At 44.7% G+C, this 14,419-nt stretch carries 12 protein-coding genes; 6 read left to right on the top strand and 6 right to left on the bottom strand.

The window, feature by feature from the left end:
• Window positions 1-53 precede the first annotated feature (53 nt).
• A complete protein-coding gene (locus GC098_RS27590; protein ID WP_171646409.1) occupies window positions 54-611 on the top strand; it encodes a hypothetical protein in 558 nt (185 codons plus the stop codon).
• Between the two features lie 443 nt (window positions 612-1,054).
• Here GC098_RS27590 and GC098_RS27585 read toward each other — a convergent pair whose 3' ends face one another.
• Complete coding sequence (locus GC098_RS27585; protein ID WP_171646408.1) at window positions 1,055-2,563, bottom strand: leucyl aminopeptidase; 1,509 nt, start codon at window positions 2,561-2,563, stop codon at window positions 1,055-1,057.
• Between the two features lie 106 nt (window positions 2,564-2,669).
• Window positions 2,670-3,683, bottom strand: a complete 1,014-nt coding sequence (locus tag GC098_RS27580) for an aldo/keto reductase (RefSeq protein ID WP_171646407.1) — start codon at window positions 3,681-3,683, stop codon at window positions 2,670-2,672.
• Window positions 3,684-3,916: 233 nt separating this feature from the next.
• On the opposite strand from GC098_RS27580, the gene GC098_RS27575 reads away from it, so the two are divergent.
• A complete protein-coding gene (locus GC098_RS27575) occupies window positions 3,917-5,077 on the top strand; it encodes a PepSY-associated TM helix domain-containing protein (RefSeq protein WP_171646406.1) in 1,161 nt (386 codons plus the stop codon).
• Between the two features lie 102 nt (window positions 5,078-5,179).
• On the opposite strand, the gene GC098_RS27570 is transcribed toward GC098_RS27575, so the two are convergent.
• Window positions 5,180-6,550: an anti-sigma factor domain-containing protein gene (locus GC098_RS27570; RefSeq protein WP_171646405.1), complete on the bottom strand. Its 1,371-nt coding sequence runs from the start codon at window positions 6,548-6,550 to the stop codon at window positions 5,180-5,182.
• 29 nt (window positions 6,551-6,579) lie between these two features.
• Window positions 6,580-7,359, bottom strand: coding sequence for an RNA polymerase sigma factor SigI (gene sigI / locus GC098_RS27565; protein WP_171646404.1), 780 nt, complete (start codon window positions 7,357-7,359; stop codon window positions 6,580-6,582).
• Window positions 7,360-7,556: 197 nt separating this feature from the next.
• Between sigI and GC098_RS27560 the strand changes: the two genes are divergently transcribed.
• Entirely contained in the window at window positions 7,557-8,198 is a 642-nt protein-coding gene (locus GC098_RS27560; RefSeq protein WP_171646403.1) for a helix-turn-helix domain-containing protein, read from the top strand.
• Here the strand turns inward: GC098_RS27560 and GC098_RS27555 are convergent.
• On the bottom strand, window positions 8,169-8,750 hold the full coding sequence (locus GC098_RS27555) for a hypothetical protein (RefSeq protein ID WP_171646402.1): 582 nt from the start codon (window positions 8,748-8,750) through the stop codon (window positions 8,169-8,171). The two genes, GC098_RS27560 and GC098_RS27555, sit on opposite strands and share 30 nt — an antisense overlap.
• 155 nt (window positions 8,751-8,905) lie before the next feature.
• Between GC098_RS27555 and GC098_RS27550 the strand changes: the two genes are divergently transcribed.
• Window positions 8,906-9,751 carry a LytR/AlgR family response regulator transcription factor gene (locus tag GC098_RS27550; protein ID WP_171646401.1) on the top strand — a complete coding sequence of 282 codons (846 nt, stop codon included), beginning with the start codon at window positions 8,906-8,908 and terminating at the stop codon, window positions 9,749-9,751.
• A gap of 409 nt (window positions 9,752-10,160) precedes the next feature.
• On the opposite strand, the gene GC098_RS27545 is transcribed toward GC098_RS27550, so the two are convergent.
• Window positions 10,161-10,583 carry a hypothetical protein gene (locus GC098_RS27545; RefSeq protein ID WP_047680975.1) on the bottom strand — a complete coding sequence of 141 codons (423 nt, stop codon included), beginning with the start codon at window positions 10,581-10,583 and terminating at the stop codon, window positions 10,161-10,163.
• Window positions 10,584-10,798: 215 nt separating this feature from the next.
• Between GC098_RS27545 and GC098_RS27540 the strand changes: the two genes are divergently transcribed.
• Window positions 10,799-11,305, top strand: coding sequence for a DUF4912 domain-containing protein (locus GC098_RS27540; protein ID WP_171646400.1), 507 nt, complete (start codon window positions 10,799-10,801; stop codon window positions 11,303-11,305).
• 9 nt (window positions 11,306-11,314) lie between these two features.
• Window positions 11,315-14,149: a 1,4-alpha-glucan branching protein domain-containing protein gene (locus tag GC098_RS27535; protein WP_171646399.1), complete on the top strand. Its 2,835-nt coding sequence runs from the start codon at window positions 11,315-11,317 to the stop codon at window positions 14,147-14,149.
• The last annotated feature ends 270 nt before the right edge of the window (window positions 14,150-14,419 follow it).

Raw genomic sequence — 14,419 nt, 5'->3', positions numbered from 1 at the left:
AAAATAGGACTGACTACCTAATCTATCATGTCAGGCGGGATCACCCAAATACTATGAAACCAAACCATTTTGGTCTTATCACAAGCTTATTACTCTTTTTGACTTTCATTGTACTCTCTCTCATGTTTCAGTCAACCATTTATTTGTATATCGCCAGCGTATGTCCGATTCTCATTGTTCCTTTTCTCCCCGATATTCGATCAAATCAGTTCATTAAGCCGAATCAAGCTAAAGGTGCTGTTAGATTGATTACAATGGAAAACAAGGACAAGGCTGATTCTGATTTTCTTGTTATCTTGTTTGAACCAGGGTATGTAAGATGGAAGCGCGGAAAGCTCTTTTTCAATATGGAAGATATCATGAAAGATGTCTATATCAAGCCAGATCCCCTCGCCGCAACAATGACGGTGTTAAAATATGATCTATTTCTACACCGACGTAAGAAAAATTGGATCGGCATTTCCTTAACGCAGCTTGAGCAGCGTACCGAGCATCTCTCTTATACAACAAATGAAATCAACCGTCTGGTCATTCGGATGTCCGACGTGAATGAATTGCTTCAAAGGCCAGTTAATCAGCAAGCTACAGCAGGACAAAGTATTGGCGCCTAGGAAGATAAAAAAAATCACCCTGCCTTGAGTTATTACGCCATTCAACCATAGTACTTCATGGTTGAATGACGGTAACTCGATGACGGGTGATTTTTTTGTGTTAGATAAACCCCGGTAAGCACTAGATTGAGGGGAGCTTATGTAAGTGATACTTCCCAATTAGGAGTCTCCAGAAGCTGTTATTTAGAGAAAATCGTGTGAAAATCGCTAAATAAGAGTCTTTAGAGACTTCTATCCTCATAAGATGACACCGATTTCTTCCATTCCTCTGTACATTAGAGCCTTTAGGGGCTTCTATTTGCTGCAAGCAAGCTTATTTAAGACAAATAAGAGCTCCTAAAGACTGCTATTTATTTCATATGGCGTGGGAGCAATTAGTAGCGTTTTTCAAAAACTGCTTCAGAAGCATCCTAATCTGATCCTGCCCATCACGGCCATAAAAACTAGTTAAGTTCGTCCCCACACAGATAAGCCGCTAAAGTACGAACCATGACACCTGTTGCACCTTTAGGCTCGATGCCTTTGGCCGACCATAACCAAGCCGTGCCGCCTGTATCCAGATGGATCCAAGGCGTTTCTTCGGCGAAGTAGCCGATGAATAGACCTGCTGTTATGGCTCCTGCCCAGCGATCAGATGAAGTCGCATTCTTGATATCGGCGACATCACTCTTCAGCATGGCACGATACTCCGGATAGTTTGGCAGCTGCCATACTTTTTCTCCAGCCGCCGAAGCTGCTTGGAGCAGCGGTTTCAGAAACTCGTCATCGTTCGTAACAGCGCCAGTCGCGACATCGGCGAAGCAGATTAAAATGGCCCCTGTTAATGTTGCAACATCAATCAGGCGATTCGCTCCCAGCTGCTTGGCGTAGGTCAAGCCATCTGCCAATATAATGCGGCCTTCCGCGTCCGTATTCAACACTTCCACGGAATGTCCGCTGAGCATTGTGACGATATCACCGGGACGATAGGCAGAGCCAGACGTCATGTTCTCCGCCGCAGGGATAACCACGACCAGATTCACCTTCGGCTTAAGTTGACCGACGACATGCAGGGCACCGAGCAGTGTAGCGGCTCCGCCCATATCGCTGATCATTTCTTCCATGCCGTCGGGCTTCTTCATCGAGATCCCGCCGGTATCGAAGGTCACGCCCTTGCCGACGAGGCCCAGCACGTCGGCGGAATCTGGATCACCCTTATATTGCAGGGTGATCATGCGAGGCGGGTTGACGCTGCCTGTGCCAACCGCGGTAAGGCCGCCCATCCCGCGGGCGGCAATCTCGTGCTCGTCCAGCACTTCACAGGCGAAGCCGTAGTGCTGGGCGAGCCGAACGGCTTCCTCTGCGATGGAAGCCGGAATGAGCTTATTGCCCGGGAGGTTCGTAAGATCCCGGGCATAGTTCGTGCCCTCCGCAACCGCCTCAGCGGCTGCGATCGCCCCCTCCAGAAGCGCTGCATCCGCAGCCGCTTCTGTGAGCAACACCGCCTGGCGCAGCTCTGCGCGCGCAGGCTCGTTCTTGCGGTACGCCGCGATGCGGTACGTACCGAGGAGCAGCCCTTCGGTCAGCGCCGAGGCGGCTGACCGGCTGTCGAACCCGCTTGGCAGCTTCAGCGCCAAGCGTTCGAACTGCAGCGCGAGTGCTTTACGCGCTGCGAACACCGCGGCTGCACGCAGCGTATCGCGTGACGCTGCGGGGCCGAGCCCCGCAACGAGCACGTACGCGTACGGCAGCAGCCCGTGGGTCGGCAGCGCCTCGAGCTCGCCTGAGGCGCCAGTGAATAGGCCCTTTGCGCGCATGCGCTCAAGGGCCTGATCGAGCTGCGGTAGTCCGAGGACGATGTCCTGGCGCAGCTCAGCTTCACTTAGGCAGACGAGGATAGCGTCTGCCCCCGTTTCATTATCCATCAATGACGTAAATACGCCCGTCGTTACATCCGTAATTTTTGCAAACATAGGTAATTCTCCTAACCTCAAGTAGTTTCTATAATTTCTGTAATTTCAATTGTTTCTGTAATTTCTGTAATTTCTATAATTTCTGTAGTTTCTATTGTCTCTCAAATTAATAAAAAGATGCGGCCTTCTGCACCACGGACTGCATGGGCAGCTGGTAAGGACACTTCTCTTCGCAAAGCGGTTTCTCTTTGCAAGGATCATGGTCTGCACAGCCTACTATTCTATCCTTTTGTCTTTGGAAAAATCCGTCGCCCTTCGGCAGCAATCCGAATTTCTCTCTAAATCTACTCGCAATCATCACGTCTGGAATTGAGATTTCGAGCGGACATGAACAATAATTGCAGCGTCTGCAATCATGTTGACCCAGCTCTATAGCTAATTGCTCCAACTCCTGACGCTCCTCGGCCCCTACTTCCTTCTCCTGCGCAGCCAAGTTTTCTTGCACTTCCTTGATACTCACCATCCCAGAAATCGTCACATGCACGTCTTGACTGTAAGGATAGCGGATCGCACGATCAACCGGCTGAATGAACCCGCCGGACAGAGGCTTCATCGCCACTTTCATTAAATCCATCTCTGTCGCTTTTGGAATCAGCTCATCAAGTGCAAACGGCTGCGCCAAATTGAGATGAAACAAAATCTGCGAAAATTGCCCTTTGGCGATCCATTTCGCCAGTAAATCTGGACGGTGACCGGAAATACCAATAAATCGTACTTTCCCTTCCCGCTGAGCCTCAAGTGCAGCTTCATAGGCGCCGCCAATATCCATCGCTTTCTTAAACTCGCTTACATAGTTCACGTAGTGAATTTGCAGTAAATCTACATGGTCTGTTTTCATCCGAACCAAGCTTCTCTCAATCTCCGCTTTGGCAGTCTCGTAATCACGTGCCCCTGTCTTCGTCGCTAGAAAATACTCCTGTCTGCGATGGGAGATGCATTCGCCAATAATTTCCTCGCTGTTCCGGTATGCTGCTGCCGTATCGATATAATTAATGCCGTGATCCAAGGCGTAATTCAATGCTTCTCTTGCCTGTTCTAGAGGTACACCTGGAAGATTCATAGCACCAAATCCAAGTGATGAAACGTTGTAGCCAGATTTACCGAAAGCCGAATATCTCAAGCCAAAATCTCCCTTCAAACTAAGAAAATCATTCATAATTGCGCTTGCAACTATTGTAATACAACTCGGTTCTACTTTCCATGAAACAGGTAATTGTAAACGCTATCATTCATTCAGTGATAACAATCGAACTTTAATAGCCATAAATGTATTGACAATGAAAGTGATAATCATTATCATTCTAAACAGACTCGTGATTTTGATAATCATTCTCAGTTATGGAAGGGGCCATTATGCGTAAATTATTATTACAAATTCATCTTTGGGTAAGTTTACTTCTAGGCTTATTCATTGTTGTCATCTGCACGACAGGCAGTCTGCTTGTCATTGAAAATGATGTAGAGAAATGGATACATCCACAGCTTTATCAGCCTACGCCAGGTCATGCCTCACTACTCGACGTTCAGCAGGGTGTGGAGCAAGCTTTTCCAAGGTTCAAAATGGATCGAATCGAGCTTCCGACAGAAGATGGTCTTTATCAGGTAAGACTAACCAAAGACGTGAGTGGCAAAGCTTCGACGCAAAATGTTTACGTTGATCCAGGTACCGCCCATGTACTTGGGCCTGTTGGACCTAGTAGAAATGTTTTCTTTACGAAGGTGCTGCAAATACACCGTTATTTACTTGCTCAGGATGTACTTGGTAAAGCTAATGCTTCCATTGTCGCCGGCTTCATGGGTATCGGTCTCATCATCATTCTAGTCACTGGTGCTTATCTGTGGTGGCCTGGCCTTCGCAAATTCGCTCTTGGCTTCCGAATTATTAGAAACAAAGGTAAGCTTGCCCTCAATTTAGGACTACATAAAACAGTCGGTATAATAACCATTCCTTTCCTTCTCGTCTTCGCCCTCACAGGTACGGTATATCAACTTGATAAATATGTGCTTGGATGGTTCGGATTGTCGACCAAAATCGAAGCAGCTGCCTCTTGGAGCAAAACAACAAAGATGAACGGTTCACCGCTTTCTCTTGACACCATCGTTCAAAACGCGCAAGAACGATTTCCTAACCTTGAGCTGGTCCGAGTTCAACTACCCACGAAGCCTGATCAGACTTATCAGTTAGCGATGAAAGAAGGTTACAGTCCAAGTGGTTCCAGCAATGTTACCGTCTATGAAGATCCCTATACGGGTGAAATTTTAGGTAAAACCAACCCAAATGCTCCTATGGCGTTTTACAGTGCCTGGAAAAGAGGTTTGCATTTCGCTGTTTGGGGTGGTGAACCTGTAAGAATCGGAAGCTTTCTCATGGGGATGATGCCCCTGTTCCTCATGATTACTGGTTTGGTCATTTGGCAATTCAAAGCTAGAGCACGCCGGAGAAGTAAAAGCTCTTCCCGCATCAAAGAATCTCCTCCAGCAACTATGGTTCCTTCAATGAGCTCTGCCGAATAAAACATACATAAACACCCTAGGCATAGCTTCACGTGAAAGTGAAGTATGCCTAGGGTGTTCATCTAGGGTGCTTATGTATATATTCTATTCTTTTAACTCCTACTAATCCCTATTATCATCGCGGTTTTTTGAATCCTTGTTCCGATCGCTCCAGCTCCAAGGGAAAATGGTGCTTCTATCATTTTCCGATTTCGGTTTCTGCGTTGGCTTGGCAGTTGGCTTTTCCGTCGGTTTACTTGAGCTTGTTGGCTTACTGGAAGGTTTATCAGTAGGCTTAGGCGTTGATGTTGCTCTAGGTTTTGAGGATGACTCTTTCTTGGAATCATCCTCATTGTCATCACCTGAGCGGTTCGGCTTTGGCGTTGATTTGTTGTCATTATTACGATCATTGCCATTTCTATCGTTCTTGTTATCGTTCTTGTTGTCGTTCTTGTTGTCATTCTTATTATTATCGTCGTTCTTATTATTATTGTCGTTCCTGTTGTTCTTGTCATTCTTCGAAGACGGTGTCGGTGTTGGTTTCACCGTAGCTTTGCCATTATTACCGTTCTTACTATTGTTACTCTTATCGTTCTTATCATTTTTATCGTTGTTCTTGTCTTTGGCCGATTTCTCGTCCTGAATTTGCTGAATTTTCTCGCTGAGCTTTCCGGATTTTTCATCTGCGATTAGCCTTTGCAGAGACGATTTATCGATCGGTTTATCCGGCTTTACTAATTTATCAATCCCGCCGTTATCCTTCGCGAGTTGATGAATCGACACTGTTTTGATGTCGTCGAGAGATACTTTCGCACCATTGTCTACCGCATTCAAATATATCGCGTACTTCCCGGCAGATACACCGCTGGCCTTCGCCTCTTGTCTTACTTCTTGCGGGGCGGCGAATGCAGTCACTTCATAATTTTTAATTTGATCCGGATGGGTTTGCTCTATATGCTTACTGACCTGAGCTTTCAGCTTTGTAGCAATCGCCTGATCATTCACATCCGTTTTTTGTTCTACAATCGTAGAGCTGATGATGATATCTCCTTCACCTCTAGCAAGTGCTCCCTGCTCGGCTTTGTCTAAAATATCAGATGTGACAGCTTCTAACGACTTACCCTTATAGACTAATGTTTGAATTAGATCAACACCATCTGAGTTTAACCCAATTAAATCCTGTACAACTTCATCATTATCAATTCCTATTTCTACACTAGGATTGATATCAATGGTTACGTAAGCAACCACTTGGCCACTTGGAACGGTTCCTGTCAACGTTGATACTAAGACAAAGCATAGTACGATTGCCGCTGCCAGTCCCGATGCAATAGCCATTTGCGGTACACGCATACGCCGCTTCACAGGTGCGTATAGTATCTCTTCCCCGACTTCACAATTCCGCGTTCCCCTCGGAAGCTTATCGAACCGACCCTCTGGATTCATGACAATAATGGAGCTCTCGCTTAATTCCATTACGATTCCCTTGTTCATGCGCTGTTCTTCCTTTCTTTATGCTTTCCTCATTCTCGAATATGTAAATAATCTCGCAAGTAAGGGTAGGGTCCGTTAAAGATGAGAGCTATCGCAATCAAATACTTACGGTTTCGCTCCAATGTTTTTCTGGAAACCTGAACTTGCTCCAGCAGCTCTTTAATCGGCAGCTGCCGTTTCGTCAGAAGAGTACGCATAAGCTCTGCATCCTGTGCTAGCGTGCGGCCGATACCGAACAGCATTTGCCTGGAATCGTCGTGTTTAGGGGATGCTTCTGTCAATTCAGAGAAATCGATATCAAAATCACTTAAACATCGGCTAAAATCCATAATTTCACTTCGCCGTTCTTCAAGTCCCTTTTGCTTTTCATAAGCTTCGATAGCTTGATGAACCTCAATTGGATTGAGTAGGTTATCTTCATCATCTTCTTGATCGAACGAGCTGTAAGGAATCTGTCCTTTGAAACGCTGTTCTTTGCGTAAGAAATCAATTAATCTCCTCCGCATGACCGTTTCTGCGAAGCCTAGGAAAGACCTTCCCATAACGGAAGAATACTGATTAATTGCTTCATTAAACGCTGCTAAAGCGATACTGAATTCGTCATCTCGTGCGGGGTCGATATATCGCTTGCAGAACCTACTTGTAACTTTAGCCACATAGGGCTGGTAGTCAGCAATAAATTGATTCCTAAGTCGTAGGTCTCCTGCTTGAATTTGATGTATGGTTACCTCAAGGGAAGAGGCATGCGGTTCACTTTGTCCCTGGGGTTCCTTCTTTCCAAGGAACTTTTTGAATAGTACCAGTAGCACCGTTCCACCTCACAGTATAGTAGTTTCGTCCCTATGTATAACAATTCGGGGGGTACAATTATATGTAATCAGAAATAAAAAGTAAATTTATTATACCATAGATGTCCAATTGGGCACCTAATGGCAAATAAAACCTAAAGTACGGTTTCATTTTAACCTTGAATCCTATACAATTAAAGGCATGGGAGGTGTTTCATTTGGAACCCGGCAATCACTTTGGCAAGTTTCTAGAGACGTTACGAGGTAAATTGTCCTTGCGTAAAGTTGCAAGTAAAAGCGGCTTGTCTCATGCCTATATTAGGGATCTAGAGCTCGGACGTAATCGTACCACGAATGATGTCATCAAGCCATCCCCTGACACCTTGAGAAAGCTATCACAAGCATACCAATATCCTTACACCGATTTACTAATAAAAGCAGGATATTTAGAAGAAGCCTCGTCTTCGCTATCTTCTATTCAAATCCATTTAGATAACGTTTGGTATGTTGAGTTTGGTATCAAATCGATACAATATGTTTCGCCTGATGGCATCATAGAAGAAAACGTAGAATCTCTTGTGGCGTTCACGAGTTTCATAGAAACATTGACGGATCATCATTTTGTGAAATTGGACATGCATCTTTTCGTCAATCTGAACAAAATAAAAAAGTATGCCCCCTCAGAAGGCAAACTTTATTTTAATGATTATGAAGAAGGTCCTAGTGTTACCATCGCCGCTATGCCGCAAAAGAAATATCACCAGACTCTTCTTGAATACGAGGCTCGCAATACAGGGTTTGTTGTGGAAGCTGAATCTAGCCCCCGGCACTCATCTTTGAAAGCCAAGTTCCTTACCTAGCATGACATAGATGAAGAGAACAGTTGCCATACTTAGCATTTGGATCGGCATCAGCGCGCTTAGCACGCTATCCGGATAGGAATGACGGTATGTAATTCCAATAATAACAACAACAATGAAGAGATAGAAGCCAGCATTTTCCTTAGTCAGCGGTATTCTCGTATAATTCGAGAGAAAAGTAAATCCGAGCCGAAGCTTATGAATGACAAGAAGAACGCCGCATTTCGTTATAATGGTCAAAAGTAATATCAAATTAGTTGTTAACGAGTCATCCTTGATATCCGTGTAAGCAGCAAGATCGGTTAAATCACAACAAAAGAGAACAATCGTAGATACGATGACCGACAGAATATACCCGGATAAAGCTATGATTAAAGTCGGTACAAGGCTAAATTTCCAAACCATCATAAGCAGCGAACAAATAATACAAATGTATAGTAAAGGCCAATTGTCAAAATAAGCGACCATCGTTCCTGCGAGTGCAGCGAGCGTTATTTGTATCCAATACGGTTTGACTCTTTGTCTGAATAGTAATAATGCGAATAAAATCATAGGTACAAAATCAATACAGGTTAGGATAAATTTCACCCATGTAAACAATTACATGTTCCCTCATTTCTATGCCTGCTCTTAAGCAGTCTACCTATTTGAATCCACACCTAGAACTATACAAGATAACCGTTCTTTTGCCTTCAAAGTGGACTAAGTTGGCTGTTTCTGAGTATAAGTTGACAGGATATATGGGGCCATGGGTGAGAGGATTGGAGTGCGATGAACGTATGGGACACCGATTCACAGTGGCCATCGTAGAAGATAACTATTGGGCAGGCAAATTACTTGAAAGCTATAGTCAACAATGCGGGCTAAGAGTCATCTCAATCGTTTCTGAAGGCGAACAATTTATACAATTATACGATCAGCTTCAACCTGACATTATGCTAGTGGACATTGGATTGGAAGGAAATTTAGATGGCATCACGATGGTTCAATCCTTGCGCAGCGCTGGATATCAGCAGAAAGTCATCATGGTTAGCGGAACGACGAATATTGACCATGTTCTGACGAGCTTTCACGATCTAGGATCCCTCTACTTTCTGTCCAAGCCAGTGATGCTGCCAAAGTTTCAAGCGGCTATTCGGAAGGCCATTTCGGAGATTCAACTAGAACGCAGTCAACAGGTACAAGCACCGAAGCCTAGAAGTACAACATGGATTACAGTCAAAAATCAAAAATCAGAGCTGCCTATATCCGAAGACTCCATCCTCTTCATTGAGAAAGAGGATAAGCGTTTGACCAGAATCCATCTCATGAATGGCGCACATATGGAATCCAGCACGAATTTAACAGATATACTGGCACAGAGCTCCCCTCATATGTTCAGTCCATTCAAAGGTTTTCTAGTCAATTTGCGCCATGTGGTATCGTATGTGAAAGAAAGTGGATTCCCCACTTCGAGAAGATTTCTTATTCATTTGAATCATACGCCTGTTAAGGTTCCCTTGAGCAGGAATCTTCAGAAGGATTTTGCGAAGCTTCTGCAGGAACTTCAATAAACACCAAGTGCTTACCATATAGATGAGTTAAGGATGAGTCTAACAAAAAAGAAGACGTTATGGGCACATTTTAACGTGACCCTACCGTCTTCTTTTTTATCGAAACTAACTAACACTACCATTATGCTCGCGGAACGTAGAGACCTTATTTTGCTCGAAACCGCTTATTTCCCGTTTTTGCGGAACGAGGAGCCGCTATTTCCCGTTTTCGATGCGTAAAACCGCAAAAACACCAAAATAGCGCTCCTACGTTCCGCATACCAGCTCCGTATCGGCTTAATCGCTGAAATAGCGACTCCTCGTTCCCCACCAGCTTAGACTAGATTAGAGTAGCAGCATTGAGAATGAAAAATTTGGAAAAGATATATATCCTGAAGAGGTGTGCGACATCTGTCTCGTCAACAAACCCCTATGTGTGCTTAGAGGTTTTTTTGTTTTTTAGTTTATCTCGGCGTACACTCAGCATTTTCAATCGTTTCTTAAGCTGATCTTCCCATTCATTATCGCCAATCGATTTCGCCACCCCAAGCAAATCAAGGGCCATATCAATTTGACAGCGTACTATATCTAAAGGCTCTTCGCCCTCATGGTTGACACAATTATCATGCAATAAATGATCCTTACCATCTACATATTCCGTAAAATCAACCTCAGGAGCACCGTCTCCGTGAGCATACTCCGCTAGTATCTCATATTCGTTCTCCACCAGATAGTGAACTTCAATGCGATGACAGACCGGGCAAAAAAGAATGGGCACATTGTGAATTTGTGTACGAATGTGCTTCAAGGTACCTTTCGTTCCAATCATACTGGCTCCACAACAAAAACTCATGAATATCCCTCCCTTAGAGCTTTCCGTTAGGAAAGCTTGCATCGTAAGCATAAACTTCTTAACCCGGATTAGTCCAATATATTCGCCAGAAAAGTTTGAAATTCCTTTTTTTTAGGACAGCTAGATTTTAGCAATCTACGCATATTTTTCTTTGGAAATGCGAATGCTTTTACAGTGAAAAGGTAGTAATTAGCATTAGAAAAGAGGAATTCACCTTGAAGGCATTACCTACCGCAGGGTTCGAGGTTCCCGATCGGTATAACAAGGACATACTACATCTTATGATCGTGGACGCACATTCGCTCTATGTTTATTGGGAAATTAGCGATAGGCGGAGATGGCTTGTTTCTCAGCATTTTGAATGCGACTATGCGTTAATGCCCAAAGTGATACGTTTGTACGATGTGACGAGCCTATATTTCAATGGCAGTAATGCACATGGATACTGGGATGTAATAACGACGTCTGAAGCTAACAATTGGTATCTTCACCATCTAGCTGCAGGTCGTACCTACCTTGTGGATATTGGCACTTACACCTGGGAGCACGAGTTCATTCCTCTTCTTCGTTCCAATTGCGTTGTCACACCTAACGATACCGAAACCAAATGGGGAGAACCGATGCAAACGGTTGTACCAGAAGTCCATGCCGAACGTGTCTACAATCGAATCAAGCCATATTTTTTTGAAAATATACAAGCCTACTCTCCCTATGTGAGGTGACGTTATCTCTTGATCAATCGCATCAAACCGAAGCCAGAGCTCAAGGGATATTTGGTTCTCATGCTGCATGCTCACCTTCCCTATATTCGTCATCAGGATCAGAACGACAATTTGGAAGAACAATGGTTCTACGAAGCCATGACGGAAACGTATTTACCTCTCATTGAAGTCATGAATCGTCTAACAAGTGATAAGATAGATTTCCGCTTGACCTTCTCCATAACTCCGACTATCTTGTCCCTTTTGAGCAATCCATACTTGCAAGACAAATATCACACTTACCTAAGTAATCTTATTGGGCTCGCAGATAAAGAACAGGTTCGATTACAAAAAAAACCTTCTCTTCTTCCTCTGGCCAAACGCTATGCGGAACGATTTCGTGAGCTTCTTACGCTATATGAGAGCTGCAAAGGAAATGTCATTGCGACATTCAAACACTATCAAGATTTAGATCGTATCGAAATTGTTACATCAGCCGCTACGCATGGATTTCTTCCTCTCATGAAAACAGAAGAGGCAATAAAAGCACAGATTATAACGGCTGTTCGGGATTATGAACGTTATTTCGATCAAAAGCCTCGCGGCATCTGGTTACCAGAATGTGGGTATACGCCTGGTATTGATCGCATTTTGAAGCAGGCTGGGATCCAATATTTCTTCACTGATTCCACAGCAGTCGCTTTCGCTTCACCGCAGCCCGCTCGGGACTTGGCTGCTCCGCTCATGACTCCCTATGGGGTAACAGCCTTTCCTCTGGATCCGGAATCCACCAGTCAAGTAAGGAGTGCCGAGAACGGTTACCCAGGAGACTTCAATTACCGTGAATACTACAGTGACATCGATCCGGCAGCAGGGTTTAAATATTACCGCAACACAGGCAAAGGCAGCCACAAGGAGCCTTATCAACCAGAGCGGGCCCTAGAAAAAGCAGCTGAACATGCCGATCATTTCCTGGCAAATCGCCAAAAGCAGGCCGCTCATTGGGAACGTTGGCTGGATCGCAAGCCCCTCATCGTATCACCCTATGATGCGGAGCTATTTGGACATTGGTGGTATGAAGGCCCGCACTTCCTTGAGCTGCTCTGCCGCAAAATGTTTCTCGATCAGCAAACGATTAAAATGATTACACCTAGTGAATATCTAGAGGAATATCCAATAGCTGCTGTCGGAAATTTGAACGAATCTAGTTGGGGCCGTAACCACTCCTCCGAAGTATGGCTGCAGGGGCATAACGAATGGATTTATCGTCATCTCCATCAAGCCGAAGAGCGAATGATCGAGCTCGCAACGAAACACGAGCATCTCTCTCGCCATGGTAAATTAAGCGCCAGCGTTCTGGAACGGGCTTTGAATCAAGCTGCAAGAGAAGTCATGCTGGCTCAAAGCAGCGATTGGGCGTTCATGATGGACGCGCAGAGTGACGTCGACCATGCTGTTCGCCGAGTAAAGGAACATCTAGGCTGTTTCCACCATCTCTGCGATCAGGTAGATCGGGAACAGGTTGACGAGATACTGCTTACAGTTTTGGAGGAGAAAGACAACTGCTTTCCTGATATCCAATTTCGAGATTACGTAAGCATACAGCAGCTCTCCCCTATCCCTATTATTCCAAACTTGAAGGAATGGGAATCATTACTGGAGGAAACTAAACACCGTCCGAACGTATTCATGCTCGCTTGGGAATACCCGCCCAAACATGTCGGCGGCTTATCAAGAGCAGTCCATGAACTATCGGAAGCTCTAGTCGCTCGTGAAGAAATCGTACATATCATCACAACCTCCTACGATGGTGCACCGAGTTTTGAGAAGATGAATGGCGTTTACGTACATAGGCTCCCTGTTAACCATTCCAGTGATACTCACTTTTACCACTGGACGTTCGAAATGAATCTTGCTATGACCGATCATCTTGTGAGATGGAAAGAAAACGGCGGGAGAATCGACCTTTTGCATGCGCATGATTGGATGGTTACTCATACGGCAAGAGAAATAAAGACCAGCTACGGCATCCCTTTAGTAGCCACGATTCACGCAACTGAATGGGGACGAAATCAAGGAAATCTATACTCCGACCTGCAGCGCAAGATTCATCATTTGGAGTGGCAGCTGACTTATGAGGCTAATCGTGTCTTTGTATGCAGCTCATATATGAAAGAGGAAGTAGGACGTATATTTAATCTTCCTCCCGATAAAGTGAGTGTACATCCGAATGGAATTTGGACTCAAAAACCAAACATAGAGACGATGAATCGACTTGATATCGTAGCAAAACAAGACAAAGTCATTTTCTTCATTGGAAGGCTTGTTTATGAGAAAGGCATTCAAATCCTGCTGGAAGCTCTGCCGAAAATCATTTCACAAGTCCCACAGGCTAAGCTCATTATCGCTGGCTCAGGACCTATGGAGGGTGAGCTGCGCTCCCAGGCTGCCTTTTTAGGAGATCGTGTCTTGTTTACCGGCTTTGTTAATGATGCTTATCGCACACAGCTTTATCGATCTACGGATGTTTGTGTGATTCCAAGTTTGTACGAACCTTTCGGTATCGTAGCGCTGGAAGCCATGGCCCACCGGAAACCTCTGGTACTCTCCGATACAGGCGGTTTAGCTGAAATTATTAGGCATGGTGTGGACGGCTATAAGGCACTCCCAGGTCATGTCGATTCATTAGCATGGCATATTACGGATATGCTGCTGCAGCCAAAGCAGGCAGCCAAGATGGCTGATAGCGCCTACCAACTGCTGCAACAGCACTACAAATGGAGCCATATCGCTCAAAATATCCAGAATGAGTACCAGAAGCTTACCCACTATCAACCTGCCATTCAGGTTAAAGCAACAATTTAGCCTTAGCCACTCAATGGGAGGGAACTAGAAGACGCTATTTCTTTCAAAATGCTCATTTTCTTTCGTTAAGGGAACAACGATTCGCTATTTAGCCCAAATAAGGGAAACTAGCCCTATTTATAAGGAATAGCGGAACGACGTTCCTCAATGTGCAGCATTTTGGGGTAAATCATACAAATAGCTGATTGACGTTCCCTTTGCCTACAACAATTACGGGAAAACCGCTCTTACTATGTAAGTTTTCTACGAAAACTCTAAAGTTAATGCTTA

This window comes from Paenibacillus phytorum, assembly GCF_013141715.1.
GTDB lineage: Bacteria > Bacillota > Bacilli > Paenibacillales > NBRC-103111 > Paenibacillus_E > Paenibacillus_E phytorum.
The sequence above is the reverse complement of the archived record's forward strand: the minus strand, read 5'-3'. Positions and strand labels throughout refer to the sequence as shown.